The organism is Nocardia sp. NPDC050717 (assembly GCF_040654275.1).
Taxonomy (GTDB): Bacteria; Actinomycetota; Actinomycetes; order Mycobacteriales; family Mycobacteriaceae; genus Nocardia.
The window spans coordinates 699,496-714,734 of record NZ_JBFAHR010000001.1 but is presented as its reverse complement, the minus strand read 5'-3'; the positions used below and the strand labels follow the sequence as shown (position 1 = coordinate 714,734).

18 protein-coding genes and 1 tRNA gene are annotated in these 15,239 nt (G+C 68.7%); 10 read left to right on the top strand and 9 right to left on the bottom strand.

The window, feature by feature from the left end:
* Positions 1–21 precede the first annotated feature (21 nt).
* Together AB0H56_RS03295 and AB0H56_RS03290 are read right to left on the bottom strand one after the other, a co-directional pair.
* Positions 22–852, bottom strand: a complete 831-nt coding sequence (locus AB0H56_RS03295; protein WP_357156536.1) for a hypothetical protein — start codon at positions 850–852, stop codon at positions 22–24.
* A gap of 21 nt (positions 853–873) precedes the next feature.
* Complete coding sequence (locus AB0H56_RS03290) at positions 874–2,442, bottom strand: GMC family oxidoreductase (protein WP_357156534.1); 1,569 nt, start codon at positions 2,440–2,442, stop codon at positions 874–876.
* Positions 2,443–2,505: 63 nt separating this feature from the next.
* Here AB0H56_RS03290 and AB0H56_RS03285 point away from each other — a divergent pair, with 63 nt between their 5' ends.
* The 3 genes from AB0H56_RS03285 to AB0H56_RS03275 all read left to right on the top strand — a co-directional run bounded on the left by AB0H56_RS03285 (position 2,506) and on the right by AB0H56_RS03275 (position 3,606).
* Positions 2,506–3,090, top strand: a complete 585-nt coding sequence (locus AB0H56_RS03285; protein ID WP_357156532.1) for a TetR family transcriptional regulator — start codon at positions 2,506–2,508, stop codon at positions 3,088–3,090.
* A gap of 117 nt (positions 3,091–3,207) precedes the next feature.
* The gene (locus tag AB0H56_RS03280) at positions 3,208–3,363 is read left to right on the top strand and encodes a DUF6131 family protein (protein WP_167456187.1); all 156 of its coding nucleotides are present in this window, start codon (positions 3,208–3,210) and stop codon (positions 3,361–3,363) included.
* A gap of 27 nt (positions 3,364–3,390) precedes the next feature.
* On the top strand, positions 3,391–3,606 hold the full coding sequence (locus AB0H56_RS03275; RefSeq protein ID WP_357156530.1) for a hypothetical protein: 216 nt from the start codon (positions 3,391–3,393) through the stop codon (positions 3,604–3,606).
* Between the two features lies 1 nt (position 3,607).
* On the opposite strand, the gene AB0H56_RS03270 is transcribed toward AB0H56_RS03275, so the two are convergent.
* Positions 3,608–4,048 (bottom strand): SRPBCC family protein, encoded by a 441-nt coding sequence (locus AB0H56_RS03270; protein ID WP_357156528.1) that lies wholly within the window; start codon positions 4,046–4,048, stop codon positions 3,608–3,610.
* 161 nt (positions 4,049–4,209) lie between these two features.
* On the opposite strand from AB0H56_RS03270, the gene AB0H56_RS03265 reads away from it, so the two are divergent.
* The 3 genes from AB0H56_RS03265 (at position 4,210) to AB0H56_RS03255 (ending at position 7,430) form a co-directional block, all read left to right on the top strand.
* Positions 4,210–5,697, top strand: a complete 1,488-nt coding sequence (locus tag AB0H56_RS03265) for an oligopeptide:H+ symporter (RefSeq protein ID WP_357156526.1) — start codon at positions 4,210–4,212, stop codon at positions 5,695–5,697.
* A 106-nt stretch (positions 5,698–5,803) separates the two neighbouring features.
* Positions 5,804–7,252: an amino acid permease gene (locus AB0H56_RS03260; RefSeq protein WP_357156524.1), complete on the top strand. Its 1,449-nt coding sequence runs from the start codon at positions 5,804–5,806 to the stop codon at positions 7,250–7,252.
* A 104-nt stretch (positions 7,253–7,356) separates the two neighbouring features.
* A tRNA-Leu gene (locus tag AB0H56_RS03255) sits at positions 7,357–7,430 on the top strand.
* A gap of 59 nt (positions 7,431–7,489) precedes the next feature.
* Here the strand turns inward: AB0H56_RS03255 and AB0H56_RS03250 are convergent.
* Positions 7,490–7,897 (bottom strand): hypothetical protein, encoded by a 408-nt coding sequence (locus tag AB0H56_RS03250; RefSeq protein WP_357156522.1) that lies wholly within the window; start codon positions 7,895–7,897, stop codon positions 7,490–7,492.
* A gap of 355 nt (positions 7,898–8,252) precedes the next feature.
* On the opposite strand from AB0H56_RS03250, the gene AB0H56_RS03245 reads away from it, so the two are divergent.
* Positions 8,253–8,516 (top strand): YdeI/OmpD-associated family protein, encoded by a 264-nt coding sequence (locus AB0H56_RS03245; protein WP_357156520.1) that lies wholly within the window; start codon positions 8,253–8,255, stop codon positions 8,514–8,516.
* Positions 8,517–8,642: 126 nt separating this feature from the next.
* On the opposite strand, the gene AB0H56_RS03240 is transcribed toward AB0H56_RS03245, so the two are convergent.
* The 3 genes from AB0H56_RS03240 to AB0H56_RS03230 all read right to left on the bottom strand — a co-directional run bounded on the left by AB0H56_RS03240 (position 8,643) and on the right by AB0H56_RS03230 (position 10,550).
* Positions 8,643–8,909: a Txe/YoeB family addiction module toxin gene (locus tag AB0H56_RS03240; protein ID WP_357156518.1), complete on the bottom strand. Its 267-nt coding sequence runs from the start codon at positions 8,907–8,909 to the stop codon at positions 8,643–8,645.
* Complete coding sequence (locus AB0H56_RS03235) at positions 8,906–9,184, bottom strand: type II toxin-antitoxin system prevent-host-death family antitoxin (RefSeq protein ID WP_357156516.1); 279 nt, start codon at positions 9,182–9,184, stop codon at positions 8,906–8,908. The genes AB0H56_RS03240 and AB0H56_RS03235 overlap by 4 nt, the downstream gene beginning before the upstream one ends.
* A gap of 139 nt (positions 9,185–9,323) precedes the next feature.
* Positions 9,324–10,550: an acyl-CoA dehydrogenase family protein gene (locus AB0H56_RS03230; RefSeq protein ID WP_357156514.1), complete on the bottom strand. Its 1,227-nt coding sequence runs from the start codon at positions 10,548–10,550 to the stop codon at positions 9,324–9,326.
* A gap of 136 nt (positions 10,551–10,686) precedes the next feature.
* Here AB0H56_RS03230 and AB0H56_RS03225 point away from each other — a divergent pair, with 136 nt between their 5' ends.
* Entirely contained in the window at positions 10,687–11,256 is a 570-nt protein-coding gene (locus tag AB0H56_RS03225) for a carboxymuconolactone decarboxylase family protein (RefSeq protein ID WP_357156512.1), read from the top strand.
* A gap of 3 nt (positions 11,257–11,259) precedes the next feature.
* Here AB0H56_RS03225 and AB0H56_RS03220 read toward each other — a convergent pair whose 3' ends face one another.
* Both AB0H56_RS03220 and AB0H56_RS03215 read right to left on the bottom strand, forming a co-directional pair.
* A complete protein-coding gene (locus AB0H56_RS03220) occupies positions 11,260–11,844 on the bottom strand; it encodes a helix-turn-helix domain-containing protein (protein ID WP_357156510.1) in 585 nt (194 codons plus the stop codon).
* A 159-nt stretch (positions 11,845–12,003) separates the two neighbouring features.
* A complete protein-coding gene (locus AB0H56_RS03215) occupies positions 12,004–13,239 on the bottom strand; it encodes a cytochrome P450 (protein WP_357156508.1) in 1,236 nt (411 codons plus the stop codon).
* Between the two features lie 136 nt (positions 13,240–13,375).
* On the opposite strand from AB0H56_RS03215, the gene AB0H56_RS03210 reads away from it, so the two are divergent.
* Complete coding sequence (locus AB0H56_RS03210; RefSeq protein ID WP_357156506.1) at positions 13,376–14,431, top strand: TfoX/Sxy family DNA transformation protein; 1,056 nt, start codon at positions 13,376–13,378, stop codon at positions 14,429–14,431.
* A 128-nt stretch (positions 14,432–14,559) separates the two neighbouring features.
* Positions 14,560–15,210 (top strand): hypothetical protein, encoded by a 651-nt coding sequence (locus AB0H56_RS03205; RefSeq protein ID WP_357156504.1) that lies wholly within the window; start codon positions 14,560–14,562, stop codon positions 15,208–15,210.
* Positions 15,211–15,239: the final 29 nt, after the last annotated feature.

The following is a 15,239-nucleotide window of genomic DNA, read 5'->3' as shown; positions in this document are numbered from 1 at the left end:
CCCCTCGGCCCTGCCGGGTTTCTAGGTCGCCAATTCGACGACGATTCCCCCGAAACGACCCTCCCGCATGGTCGCCCGGCGTCCATCGATGAAGCACACCCCGGAGCGGGTGACCTCGACGCATTCTTCGCGCTGGGCATTGACGTCGTCGGCGCTCTCGGACACGTCGGCGTAGTAGGCGATCATTCCTCCGTAGAAGTCGACGTTGTAGCCGATCACCCGTCGACCGGCACGGTCGGTGGTGCGGGCTCGGCAGCGGTCGCAGACCGAGCGCGGGTATCGCTGGTCGTAGATCGCCGGCTGCTCGCAACTCGGGCAGGGTTGCGTGTAGCGACGTCCGGGATCGCGGGCGCTCATCAGGGCATCGCTGCGGGCCAGGAGAGTACGTGCGGGGCGGGTGATCTTGTACCGGCGCAGGGCGATGAGGAGGTATTCGGCGTAGTCCGCGCTCTCGGCGTCGAGCGCGGCTCGCCCCGCCAACTCGTCGATGCGGGTGAGCCCGGCGTCGTAGGCCGCCATCGCCGCGTGGTGTGCCGCAGAGAGTTCGCTGTCGGGGATGTATCTGTTGGCGTGTTCGGCGCGCGCCAGATGTTCGTCGATCACCATGTCGATGGTGCGTCCGGCCCGCGACAACAGTCCGCTGCCGCGACCTTCCGTTGTCACCAGGACGTAGCCGTCGAGGTCGCCGTCGTCGCTTCGGATCGTTTGCAGGTACGCGAAACCGCCGCCGTGGCGGGCGGTTTCGAGCCCTGGGTGCGGGTAGGGGATGAGGGAGTCGGGATCGTTCGCGTTTTCGCGCGCGATCCGCAGCGCTTCATCGCGAGTCAATGGTGAGCGCGGACCCGGATTCATGCCCGCCAGCCTATCGATTAGTCAGATGAGGGTGCCCACGTCGGTGCGGACCAGATTCTCCAGGGCGCGTTCGGCGATGGCGGCGATGGTCATCGACGGGTTGCAGGCGGCGGTGTTGCCGGGCATGAGAGCGCCGTCGAGGACGTAGAGGCCGCGTTGGCCGAGGACTCGGCCGTCGAGGTCACAGACGGTGCCCATGTTGGCGCCGCCGAGGGGGTGCCAGGTGGAGGGGAACAGGGTGTTGGTGTCGATCAGGGTGCTGCCGGGGCCGGCGATCCGGCGGACGGTGGGGTCGATGTGGTTGTCCTGGATGGCGCGGTCGCCGTCGCCGGGCCAACGCAGGGTGACGGCGTCGCTGCCCGAGTCGTAGACGAATTCGCCGCGGCTGGAACTGACTCCGTAGCCGACGAGCATGGTGGCGCCGGGGTCGACCGGTAGCGATGGAATCGACGCCTGGATGACAGTGAAGGCGGCGTTCGGGTCGTCCCAGTTCTTGCTGCCGTACACGACAGGGCCGCCCTGTGCCTCCCCGAATCCGGCGGCGGGGTCGCGCCAGACGTAGATCCGGTCGGCGTTGGTGCCCCAGCCGCGGCCGAGTTCGTCGGGCAGGTCGGGGATCTGGCCGGTGGCGCCGGCGCGCACGAGGAGCCGGGTGGTGTTGAGGCTGCCCGCCGCGAGGACCAGCGCCCCGGTGGTGATCACCTTGTGCTCCAGCACATTTCCGGCCGTGTCGACGCGGTCGACGCGCACGACCCAGCGGCCGTCGGCGGCACGCTCGATGTCGGTCACCTCGTGCAACGTGCGCACCTCGACGCGGCCGGTCGCCTCGGCGGCGGCGATATAGGTGACGTCGACGGAGTGCTTGCCGCCGTTGTTCACACCCAACGCGCCGTCGCCGTTGGTGTAGGACGGCGTCATCTCCCCGCGCAGTTCGGCCAGCGCGTAGTTCCAGTCGATCGGCATCGGGATCTTGTCGAGCGGCAGTCCAGCGGCGCGCACGCGCTCGGCGAAAACGCGTGCCGCGGTGTAGTTCTCGTGGTTCACCAGCTCGTCGGGGGCGGTGGCCAGTCCGAGCATGCGGGCCACGCGCGGGTAGTGCACCCGGTCCATTCGGTCCCAGTCCAGGCCGGACGGGAAGTGTGTCTCGAACACCTCGCGCGTCGGTTGCAGCGACATGCCCTGGTAGATCAGCGAGCCGCCGCCGAGCCCGGCGGCGCACAGCGCGGTCATCCCGGCGCCCGGAACCGCTTCCACCAGACCGGCATACGGCTCGAAGACCAGCGGGCGGCCGAACACCATCGGGTCGGAGCGGTACCAGAGCATGCGCTTGTCGGGGTTGGTGGCCAGGGGGAAGGTCTGGGAGTTCGGGCCGGTCGGCCAGCGCCTGCCGCGCTCGAGCAGCAGCACCGGCACGCCGGCCTCGGCCAGGCGCAGGGCGGTGACGCCGCCGCCGAAGCCGGAGCCGATCACCACGACGCGGTGCTCCTCGGTGGTGCTCGGGACGCGCGCGGCGGCGGTGCGGGTGGCGGCGAGGGTCAGACCGGCGGCGGCCGCGCCGGTCAGCAGGGCGCGGCGGCTCAATTTCGACATGCGGGAAACCTTCATCAGAGGAGTGGTAACCGTGTTACCGGTCGGCGACGTTACCATTCACCGGTGGCCAGGGAGACCGATTCCGACGCATCGGCGAAGATCGTCGCGGTGGTGCTGGACCTGCTGAACACCGAGGGGTACGAGGCGGTCCAGCTGCGCACCGTCGCCGCGCGCGCCCACGTGTCGCTGGCCAAGATCTACCGGCTCTTCCGCACCAGGGACGAGCTGATCATCACCGCGCTCGCCCAGTGGATGGACGCCAACGCCTACGCCGACGTGGCACCGCCCGAGCCCGGCGAATCGGTGCGCGAGACCCTGATCCGCGTGCTGCGCAGCGTTTTCGAGCCGTGGGAGCGCAATCCCAAGATGCTCGAGGCCTACCACCACGCGCGCACCGGCCCCGGCGGCGAGCGCCTCGACACCCAGGGTCTGCTCGCGGTGCTCCCGGCCGCCGAAGCCGCGCTGCGCGGCCTCGACCCCGACTACCTCGCCGACCTGGGCCTGATCATGGGCAACATGGCGCTGGCGCTGATCGGCCGGTTCGCCGCGGGCACCCTGCCGATCACCGAGATCCGCTCCACGATGGAGCGCACGGCCTACCGGATGACCGCCGACAACGCGACCGCCGCCCGCCGCGGCGGGCGCTGACATCCGTTCCCGCGCAACCGATACCTGTTTCCCGCCGGAATTACGGGGCATACGCACCATGCGACGGAGGTTCCGCCGCGATCTCGACGTAGATCCCATAGCGAACAGGTGAGTTCCATGATCCTTCTCGGCGCAGTACTCCTCATCGCCGGACTCGTTTTCGGCATCTCCTTGCTCTCCACCGTGGGCGTGATCCTGCTGGTGATCGGTGTCGTCCTGGCCCTGGCGGGCAGCGTGGGGCGTCCGGTCGGCGGCCGCCGCCACTACTTCTGACCCAGCTCGTCTCCAGGAGGAAGTGTCATGACGGCGAATGTGCCCCGAATAGTCTCGATCCTCGTGCTGCTGTGGCTGGTCATCGGCGTCGTCGCCGGTGGGCAGCGCGGCTACTACACCGATCGGGAGCAGAACTGCGCGACGCTCGGCACCATCGCGGTGACGGTCATCGCCGGTCCGCTGAACTATATGGGCGTCAATCCCAAGGTGGACGACTGCGCGCTGCCGGAGCCGAGCCAGTAGGTCACTGGGCGCGGGCCCTGATCAGATTCGCCAGCCGGTCCAGCGACTCCTGGTTGCGGGCGGCGAAGACGAGGTCCTGGGCCAGTCCGGGGATCAGCTGAGCTGGTCCTCCGGACGCGCGCTCGGTCATCCTGATGGTGGTGCGCCCCGGCGCGCACTCGGTGAGGGTGAGCCGGATCCAGGCCGACCCCACCGACCACAGCCGCGCCTCCAGCTCGAGCCGGTGCGGCGGGTCGACCGCGCGCACCACCGTGGTGTCGCTGATCAGCACCGGCCAGAGGCCGAAGCGATAGTGGATCCGGCTGCCCACCGCGGGCCAGTCCGGGTCCACTTCGCCGATGTGCGAGGCGCCGACGACCCAGCTCGCGTAGAGCCACCCGTCGGCCAGCGTGGCGAACGCGGCCGACGGGTCCACCGGCACGGTGACCTCGGCAGTCAGCATGTCTGAATCCTCGTCGGTCGCGGAAGTGCGGCCACTCCAGCGTAATCGGCGCGTGCCACCCGCGCGCGGCGCGCGCGCCCGGGGTGAGCGACACGGCACGCCGACATCGTCAAGATGCGGGAAAATTGCTGTACACCGAGCCGACGTGGGATCGTTCCCCTATGTCCACGGAAGAAACGCGGCTGGGCGACCCGCCCGGCCCCGCCGACAGGGCGGCCGAACACACCTTCTTCGGCCACCCGATCGGTTTGACCAACCTGTTCGGCGTCGAGCTGTGGGAGCGTTTCTCCTTCTACGGCATGCTCACGATCCTGGGCTACTACCTCTACTACTCCACCACCGACGGCGGGCTCGGCCTCGAGCAGAGCACCGCGCTCGGCATCGTCGGCGCCTACGGCGGCCTGGTGTATCTGTCCACCGTGGTCGGCGGCTGGATTGCCGACCGGGTGCTGGGCATGGAGCGCACCGTCTTCTACGGCGGTGTCGTGGTGATGGCCGGTCACCTCGCGCTGGCGATCCTGCCCGGGCTGGTCGGCGTCGGAGTCGGCCTCGTGCTCGTCGCGTTCGGCAGCGGCGCGCTGAAGGCCAATGCCTCCTCGCTGCTCGGCACGCTCTACGCGCCCTCGGACGCGCGCGTCGACGGCGGGTTCACGCTGTTCTATCTCGGCATCAATCTCGGCGCGTTCGTCGGCCCGCTGCTGACCGGTCTGTTGCAGCGCGAATGGGGCTTCCATGTCGGCTTCGGCGCCGCCGCCGTCGGCATGGCGCTCGGGCTCACCCAGTACGCGGTCTTCCGGCGCAATCTCGGCACGCACGGGCGCGAGGTGCCCAATCCGATCACCCGGCGCGAGCTGACGCCGGTGCTGATCGGCGTCGCCGTTGCCGCGGTCGTCGTGGTGGTCGCCGCGCTCGCCGAGCTGATCACCCTGGACAACCTCTCCGACGTCACCACCGGCGTCATCGTCGTCGCCTCGATCGTGTACTTCGCCGTGATGCTCACCAGCGCCAAGGTGAGCCAGCTCGAACGCACGCGGGTGCACGCGTTCATCCCGCTGTTCATCGCCAACGCGGTGTTCTGGTCGCTGTTCCAGCAGATGTTCACCATGCTCGCGGTGTACTCCGACGAGCGCGTCGACTGGCGCATCTTCGGCTGGGAGGCGCCGGCCAGCTGGATCGGCTCGGTGGAGCCGGTCTGGATCATCGCGCTCTCGCCGCTGTTCGCGCTGATGTGGACCAAGCTGGGCAACCGGGCGCCGAGCACGCCGATCAAGTTCGCGCTCGGCGTCATCGGCATGGGTATCGCCTTCTGGCTGTTCGCGCTGCTGAGCGGCTTCGACGGCAAGACGGTGCCGGTGCTCGCGGTGTTCGCCATCCTCGGCGGCTTCGCGGTCTCGGAACTGCTGCTCTCGCCCATCGGCCTCGCCGTCACCACCCACCTCGCGCCCGCCGCGTTCCGCTCGCAGATGATGGCGCTGTACTTCTTCTCGGTGGGCATCGGCACCTCGATGGCGGGCACCCTGGCCCGCTACTACAACCCCGACAACGAGAGCGCCTACTTCGGCATCAGTGGCGCCGCCGCCATCGCGGCGGGCCTCGTCGTGGTCGCGTGCGCCCCCTGGATCAAGCGCCACATGCAGGGCGTGCACTGACCTGCGTCCGGGTACTCCCCGAAGACGTTCGCACAGAAGGAGAAAGACCGTGCCGGCACCGGAAGCCACACCTGGGGTGGGTCGCACATCGACCCGCGGAAGCGGGTTGTTCCGTACGAAATCCGTCGAGCAATCCATCCTCGACACCGACGAGCCAGACTCCAAACTCCGCAAGGATCTGACGGCCTGGGATCTCACGATCTTCGGCGTCGCGGTGGTCGTCGGCGCGGGCATCTTCACCCTCACCGCGCGCACCGCGGGCAATGTGGCCGGCCCTTCGGTCTCGCTGGCGTTCGTGTTCGCCGCCATCGCCTGCGGTCTCACCGCGGTCTGCTACGCCGAGTTCGCCTCGACCGTGCCGGTGGCCGGTAGCGCCTACACCTACTCCTACGCGACCTTCGGCGAGCTGGTGGCCTGGATCATCGGCTGGGACCTCATCCTCGAATTCGCGCTCGCCGCCTCGGTGGTGGCCAAGGGCTGGTCGCAGTACCTCGGCACGGTCTTCGGGTTCGAGACGGCCACCGTGCAGCTCGGCTCGGTGACCTTCGACTGGGGCGCGGTCACCCTGCTCGCCGTCCTCGGTGTGCTGCTGGCGATCGGCACCAAGGTGTCCTCGCGGGTGTCGGCGATCGCGGTGGCGATCAAGCTCGGCGTCATCGCGCTGGTGCTGGTGCTGGGCATCACCTACTTCAAGGCGTCGAACCTGAGCCCCTACATCCCGCCGTCGCAGCCCGCCGAGGACGGCGCCAGCGGCCTGCACCAGTCGCTGTTCTCGTTCGTCACCGGCGCAGGCGACACCAACTTCGGCTGGTACGGCCTGCTCGCCGCGGCGAGCCTGGTGTTCTTCGCGTTCATCGGTTTCGACGTCGTCGCCACCGCCGCCGAGGAGACCAAGAACCCGCAGAAGGCGGTGCCGCGCGGCATCCTCGGTTCGCTGCTCATCGTCACCGTGCTCTACGTCGCGGTGACCCTGGTCCTCACCGGCATGGTGCCCTACACCGATCTGGCCGGTGAGAACGCGACGCTGGCAACAGCTTTCGAGCTGCACGGCGTGCACTGGGCCAAGAACATCATCTCCATCGGCGCGCTGGCCGGCCTCACCACGGTCGTGATGGTGCTGTTCCTCGGCCAGACCCGCGTGCTGTTCGCGATGTCGCGCGACGGGCTGCTGCCACGCTGGCTGGCGCACACCGGCAAGCGCGGCACCCCCGTGCGGCTCACCGCCATCGTCGGCGTGATCTGCTGCGTGCTGGCCGGTTTCGTCGACTTCGGCACGCTCGAGGAGATGGTGAACATCGGCACCCTGTTCGCCTTCGTGCTGGTCTCGGTGGGCGTGCTCGTGCTGCGTCGCACCCGCCCCGACCTGCCCCGCGGTTTCCGCGTGCCGTGGGTCCCGGTCATCCCGATCCTGGCCGTGCTGGCCTGCCTGTGGCTGATGGTGAACCTCTCGGTCGACACCTGGATCCGCTTCATCGTCTGGATGGCCATCGGCATCGCCGTCTACTTCGCCTACGGCCGCCGCCACTCCCTCCTCGGCAAGCGCACCACCGACTAGTACCGCCCGGTCGGTCCGGCGTGGTCCCTCACGACACGCCGGACCGACCGGGTTCCCTGCCAAAATTCCGGTACACCCGTACGAGTCGCTAGGCTGTCCGAGACGCCCCTATAGCCCAATTGGCAGAGGCAGCGGACTTAAAATCCGCCAAGTCAGGGTTCGAGTCCCTGTGGGGGCACTCCACCAGCGCTGATGGCTGCCCCTACCAGCGCTGTTACCCCTCGTCGACTGGCCCGGTCAGTCCGTAGCCGCCCACACATCCTGGTGCGTTGTGCCGGCTATCGCGTCCTCGAGCGCCTCGACGGCTTCGTCGTACCGGTTGCGGTCGAACAGAAACGGACCGAAGGTCGTGTAGTCACGCATGGGGCGATGGGGCTGTTCGAACTGGTCCCAGACGACGAGGTCGCCGGTGCGGGTTATCCGGGTGAGCAGTGGCCAGCAGCCCAACTCGCCACAACTGCATGCGAGTACGGGGGTCCTCTGCCTCAGACGGAACGAGGACCCCTGGAAATGATCCATGGCCGAACCGAACCGGAAGAACTGGGGAACGAGGCCACCATACGCATCACCCGCGGGCTCCATACCTGCGCATATTTCGAAGGTGTCGATGAGATCTGTCAGCGGGATGGTGTCGATGCGGGGCATGATCTGATGGACGTCGGTGCGCCAAGGCGGTCCCGGTCGATAGTCGAACTCGATTTCGCTCGTGGTCCTCGGACGGCGGCGATGCGAGCGCTCTCGGGGTGTCGACCCCACCGCACCAACACGGCGACCCGCGCGGGAAGTCCGTGTCTTTCCGGGGATCACCGGCTGAGGCGCACGACGCCCTTCTGAGTTGAAAGAATCACGGCGTCACCGTATCCAGTGATCGCCGACCCCGCAAAGTGGACGACCTCGGTTCGGCGGCCCACACCCACGTCAGAAGGTGGCGGCCGGGATCCGGTCGAAGCGCGTGGCGATCCTCGACAGAAACCCACGGTGGCCTGACTACCGTGGAACCATGAGCGAACCGGTGCCGGGTGGGGTGGTGCACGAGTTGCCGGGTGACCTGCGCGCGGCGCTGGTCGGGGACTCGGTCGCGCTGGCGGCGTGGCGGGATATCACGCCGCTGGCGCGCAACGAGTTCATCTGCTGGGTGGAGGACGCCAAGCAGTCCGCCACCAGGGAGCGGCGGATTCGGCGGACGCGGGAGGAGCTCGCGGAGGGCCAGCGGAGGCCGTGCTGCTGGCCCGGGTGCAAGCACCGCGCGCGAACGGGGGCCTAGCCGCTGGTCAGACCCTTGGCGCGAACCCGATTTCAGCCATATCTCCGCGTTCGCGCCCGTGGCAAGGCGATGTTGCTTCGCGGCAGAGTGAAACGCTCAGTGGATGGTCCGCAGGCCGCCGCGGTCTCATTCGTAATGGCCACGACAAGCGATGATGACGACCTCGTCATCGGTTGCGCGATACACCAGCCGATGTTCCTGGTCGATGCGTCGCGACCAGTATCCTGCGAGATTCGCCCGCAGCGGTTCGGGCTTGCCGGTGCCCTCGGATTGGCCGTTGCGGACGACATCGTTGATCAGCCGGTTGATCTTGCCGAGTATCCGGCGATCATCGGCGAGCCAGGAGGTGTAGTCGGTCCAGCCGGTTTCGACGAACGTCACCTTGCGGCTCATTCGTCGGCTTCCTCCACATCCACCTCGATGAGTTCGTGGGCGACGGCAGCGCCCGCCCTGTCCTGTTCGATCCCCCTAGCCAGCCAGGCGGCATTGGCGGGGTTTCCGAGCAGGTATGCCGTTTCCTTCATCGCGTTGTATTCGGCGAGTGAGATCACGACCGCGGATCCTTTGCCGCCGGATCGGGTGATGATCACCTCGTCGTTGTCTTCGGTCGCCGCGTCGAGGACCGCGGTGAAGTTCTCCCGTGCGGAGCTCTGGTGCATGGCCTGCATCCGCCCATTGTACCTAATTCGGTACTGGATTGCGTACCTTCCTGCGGTTGGACGCTCGATACGCGCAGGCTGACGGGGTGCGCAGGTGCACCGTGTCGCATCGCCCCCGCGATGTTGCGTTGCGGCAGGCTGTCCGCGCCTAGCCGCTGGTCAGGCCCTTGGCGATGTGGGTCACCTGGATTTCGTTGCTGCCCGCGTAGATCATCAGGGACTTGGCGTCGCGGGCGAGCTGTTCGACCTTGTATTCGGCCATGTAGCCGTTGCCGCCGAACAGCTGCACGGCCTCCATGGCGACCTCGGTGGCGGCGCGGGAGGAGTAGAGCTTCATGGCGGAGGCCTCGGCGAGGGTGACCTTGTCGCCTGCGGCGGTGCGCTCGATGGCGTTGAAGACCATGTTCTGCACGTTGATCCGCGCGATCTCCATCTCGGCCAGTTTCAGCTGGATGAGCTGGAAGTGCGCGATCTCCTTGCCCCACAGCTTGCGCGACTTGGCGTAGTCGACGCACAGGCGGTGGCATTCGTTGATGATGCCCAGCGCCAGCGAGGCGATGCCGATGCGTTCGGCCGCGAAGGACTCCTTGGCGCTGTCCTTGCCGTCGCCCTTGGCCGGGTTCTCGGTCTCGCCGAGCAGCCGGTCGGGGGTGATGCGGACGTTCTCGAAGAACAGTTCGCCGGTGGGCGAGGAGTTCATGCCCATCTTCTTGAACGGGGCGCTCTGCACGAAACCGGGCATGCCCTTGTCCAGCACGAAGGCCAGCACCTTGCGGTCGCGGCGGTCGGTGCCGTCCTCCTCGTCCAGCTTCGCGTAGACGATGGTGACATCGGCGTACGGGCCGTTGGTGATGAAGGTCTTGCGGCCGTTGAGGATGTAGTCCGCGCCGTCGCGACGAACGTAGGACTTCATGCCGCCGAACGCGTCCGAGCCCGAATCCGGTTCCGTGATGGCCCAGGCGCCGACCTTCTCCATGGTGACCAGCTCGGGCAGCCAGCGCTTCTTCTGCGCGAGCGTGCCGCGGCTGCGGAGGGTGGCCGCGGTGAGCCCGAGGCTCACGCCCATCGACGCCACCAGCCCCAGGCTGACGCCGGCCAGCTCACTGTTCAGGATGACGCCCATGCTGCCCGCGCCACTGAAACCGCCACCCGGCTTGCCCGAACCGGTGGTCCCCGACTCCTCGCGCGCGAGCGCCTTGGCCAGCCCCTCGCGCGCCATCTCGTCCAGGCCGAAGGTGGCGTAGAGCTTGCGGATGATGTCGAACGGCGGCAGCGCGCCGCTTTCCAGCTGGTCGACGTGCGGGGTGATTTCCTTGGCGATGAACCCGCGCACGGCGTCGCGGAACATCAGGTCTTCGTCGGACCACTGGTACATCTGTGCACTCCCGAGGGATCGCCGGAACTTTCCCTCAAATATAGAACACGTTCTAATTTCTGCGCCGGTTCACCCCTGGATCGCCGAGGCGTAGGTTCATACGTGAACCAGTCGTCGAACCGAAGAGGTGGTAGCGATGCGGGTGATCCAGCGAATCAGGGGATACGCCACGGTCATCGGGCAGGCCCGGCGCCATCGCGGTGACCTGGTCGGCTGGCTCGGCAGACGGCCGCAGATCGCGGCGGCGACCGTCACCTACGAGACGGCGCTGCTGTTCAGCAACCGCCTCGATCCCCGGCTCAAGGAACTCGCCGAGCTCAAGACGGCGGGCCTGGTGGCCTGCCAGTTCTGTCTCGACATCGCCTCCGCGCTGGCACACACCTCGGGGCTCACCCGGGAGCAGCTCGTCGACCTGCCCCGGTACCGGACCAGCGACGCCTATACCGAGCTGGAGCGGCTGGTGATCGCCTTCGCCGAGGCGATGACGGCGACCCCGGCGGTCGACCTCGACGAGCTGCGCGCGTCCCTGCTCACCCACCTGACGAAGGCCCAGCTCACCGAGCTCGCCGCCGCCATCGCGTGGGAGAACCAGCGCGCACGGCTCAACCAGGGCCTCGGCGTGCGGCCGACCGGGATGTCGGACGGCCTGGTGTGCGCGATGCCGGAACCGCGGTCGGCGCACCTGGCCCGGCCGACCGAAGGCTGACCCTCAGCCGTCCACCCAGGTGGGCGCGGAGCGGGTGACGATCGGGGCGACGAACTCCGCGAGCATGGCGCGCTCGTCGGCGGCGTCGCGGCCCGGGATGGCCAGGAACGAGACGATCATCCGGGTGAGCCAGCGGGCCAGCCTGCTGCGCTCGGGGTCACTGAGGTCGGCGTCGGCGAACATGGCGGCGACCAGTGATTCGATGACGTCGGAATCCTGGCTGATCCGGCCGGCGGTGTCCGAGTCGCCGGGGCGGAACCAGGCGATGAGCAGTGGATCGGCGCGGACCGCGGCGATCGCGCCGAGCATGGTGGCGACGACCCGCTCCCCCGGATCGGCGACATCGCGAAATTGTTCGGCCAGGTCGGCGACGATGCGGCGGGTCTCGCGGTGCACGAAGGCCACCCGCACGGCCTGCCGGTTCTCGAAGTAGCGGTAGAGCGTCGCGCGGGAACAGCCGGCGGCCGTGGCGATATCGCGCATGCCGACCGCAGCCACGCCCCGTTCGGCGAACAGCCGGGCCGCCGCGTCGAGGATGCGCTCGGCGGCCAGGTCGGCGCGGTCGGTGGCGAGCCAGTCGCCGCTCATATCCTGTCCCCTGCCGTGCTCGGGCGGCCGCCGTGATCGCGCCGCACCGGCGTCGGCCGACGACCGCTCATGCTGTGTCCTCCTGGCATGCTCGACTCGGGCTACCCAAGGCGCTGACCGCTCATGCTACGTCTCGACGGTCACGCCGATCCACGGCACTCATGCCGTCGGGCGGAACGGCACCGATACCGGCCAGCGCACATAGTTGCCCTGCGACCAGCGCACCGCGTCGAGGTCGACGGTGAAGTCGGGGCAGCGGGCGAGCAGTTCCTCCAACGCCACCCTGGCCTGCATACGGGCGGCGGCCGCGCCGAGGCAGTGGTGATGTCCGTGGCTGAAGGTGAGGATGCGCTTGGGGTCGCGCCGGACATCGAGTTCGCCCGCGGTGGGCCCGAATTCACGTTCGTCGCGATTGGCGGACCCGTACAGCAGCAGCACGCGGCGGCCCGCCGGGATGGTGATGTCATGCAGTTCGACATCGCGGGTCGTGGTGCGGGCCAGCCCCTGCACGGGTGAGGTCGTCCGGAGGAATTCCTCCACTGCGACGGGGATGAGCGACGGGTCGTCCACGAGCAGCCGACGCTGATCCGGGTACTCGGTGAGGAGCTGGACGGCACCGCCGAGATTGCCGGTGGTGGTGTCGTTGCCGCCGGTGATCATGGTGAACGCGAAACCGAGGATGGCGATCAGGCCCTCGTTGTCGCCGTCGGCGCCGAGGCCGGAGGCCAGCAGATGCGAGATGGTGTCGTCGCCCGGCTCGACGCGGCGCCGGGCGATCAGCTCGCCGAAGTAGCCGACGAGCTCGCCGACGGCGGTGAAGGCGTGCTGGTCGCCGGCGGCCAGCCCGGCTCCGGCCACGGCGCCGCCGACGATGTTCTCGGTCCACGCGTCGAACTTGCCGTGATCGCGTTCCGGCACACCGAGATAGTGCGCGACCACCATGGTCGGCAGCGGTTTGAACAGGTCAGCGACGATGTCACCCGAGCCCTCCGCGCGCAGCCGCTCGATGCGCTCGACCACGAAGCGCCGCACCGCAGGCTCCACCGAATTCACCTGGCGCGGCGTGAATCCCGGCGCGACGCGACGCCGGAAGTCGGTGTGCTCGGGCGGGTCCATGAAGACGAACGGCTTCACGGCACCGAACCCCGCGGCCGCCAGGTCGACATAGTCGACCGTCAATCCCGCCGCGGAGGAGAAGGTTTCGGGGTCGCGGGCCGCGGCCCACACATCGGCATGCCGGGACAGGACATAGAAGTCGTCGGCCGGCCGCCCGGCGGGGATCACCCGGTGGACCGGATCGTGGTCACGCAGCGCGGAGTACATCGACCAGGGGTTACGCCAGGTCTCCCCGGAGCGCAGTTCGAACCGGGCCTCGTGAGACGTCATTGTGCTCATGCCCATAATGTAAGACATCTGGCGTCATATGTCTCATGATCTGCGGAAAAGCGATTGCCCGACCGCGCGCCGATGTGGCCTTCTTGTGGGGATGAAACGACAGCGACCGGGGAACGCCCGGGATATCGGCGACCGCATGAAACTGCACCGGCACGCGGTGCGGGGAGTTCGCGGTGTCCGGACGGTGATCACGCCGCGGCCGGGCACGCACGCGCGCTTCAGCACGAATCGGTTCCACGACACCTGGCACGTGCTCTCCGACGACCGCGGCGCGCGGATGCTGGCGCGACTGCTGTGGGGTCTGTCCTTCCAGGCCCGGCCGGGAACCGTGGTGCTCCTCGATCGGGAATTCCTGACACCGACACCGTTCGACGCCGACCCCGCCGATCCGATCGTGCTCGCGCCCGGTTGGTGCACCCGGTTCGACGACCAGGCGGCCGCGCAACTGAAAAGGGTTGTCCGCAGCGATGATTCGGCCACCGTGCGGTGGCACACGTTCGGCCTGGAGCAGGCGCTCACGGCCACGGAGCCGGCGACCGGATACCAGCGGGTTCGCGGCGACATCTCCCGGCGCCGCGGGCTTCTCGTGCTCAGTCCCGCGACCCCCGACGACGCGCGGCGATGGGCGCTCGACGCCGCCCGCCTCGATTCCTCCGACAGCGGTTACGGCACCGACCACACCTATCTCGACGAATGGGATCACGGGCACGACGGGGAGATTCAGATCTTCCGCCGATTCCGTGAAATGACCTCCGTCGCGCGGCAGGCCAGGGCCCAGGTGCTCGGCCGCGCGGACGCGCCGACCGATCCGGAAGCGGTGCGGGTCGCGGTGTGGGACGAGGCCGAAAAGGTCAGGGGCGAGGCGCATCTGCGGATCAGGGAATGGCGCGGCGCCGAGCAGGTCCTCGGCGCGGCCGCCGCGGACATGCTGGCGCGTGCCGAGGTGCGCTCCCTGGACGACCTCGCCGAACTCGGCGCCGTCGAGACCTACCGGCGACTGCGCGCGGCCGAGGCACCCGGGCTGACGCTCGAGATGCTGTGGGCCATCGAGGGTGCGCTGACCGGTCGCGACCGGCGCTCGATCGACCAGGACCGGCGGCGCGCCTTGCTGGCCGAACTCGGCCCTGACCCGGAACCGAAATCCCGTCCGCGCCGCCGACATCGCGCGCCGATTCGTCCGATTCGGCGCTGACCGGGGCGAGAACCCCCATCCGGCCACCCGGTGCGCTCCGAATATTCTGCGTCATCGACCACGAAAATTCGGATTCACCCGGGGCAGGCGAATTCTTCGGGCGGGTTCGGTGAGGGAGTTTCTCCACCATGTTCCAGAACTCGAGTTTCCGCGCGGGACGACGCGTGCTCGCCGCCGCACTTCCGCTGGCCGTCGCGGTCGCCATCGCCGGGCCCGCGTCCGCCGAGGTCACCGCCGATCAGCAGGCGCGCTACGTCGCGGGCCTCGCGTCGGCGGGGCAGGCCGAGAACATCGGCTACCGCACCGCCGTCGCGCCCGACCTGCGCACCGTCACCGCGTCGGTGGACGACGGGCGCTTCGTGCGCGCCGAGGACGGCACGCTGACCGTCGAATCGGCGACGGGCAGCCCGATCGCCCAGGTGCCGACCAGCTTCGGCACGGTCGGCGGCAACACCATCACCGTGGCCACCGAGATCTCCGCCGACGGGCGCACCGTCACGGCGACGCCGCAGATCTCCCCGGCGGCAGCCGCCGAGCTGAAGACCATCGCCACCAACCCGGCCGCGCAGAACTCCGACCCGGTGCACAATGCCGCCGCGATCGGGGCGGGCGTCGGCCTGATCGCCGCCGCGGTGGTCTGCGTCCCGATGATCACCACGATGATCCTGTACCTGCCGTGCGTCGGCCTGATCGGCCTGCCCAACGCGCTCGTCGGCGCGCTGATCGGCGCGGCCGTCGGCGCCGTCGCCCCGGACGTCATCCCCCAGGTCCTGCCCTGATCCTGAGCTCTCCTCGCCGCGCACCGGAT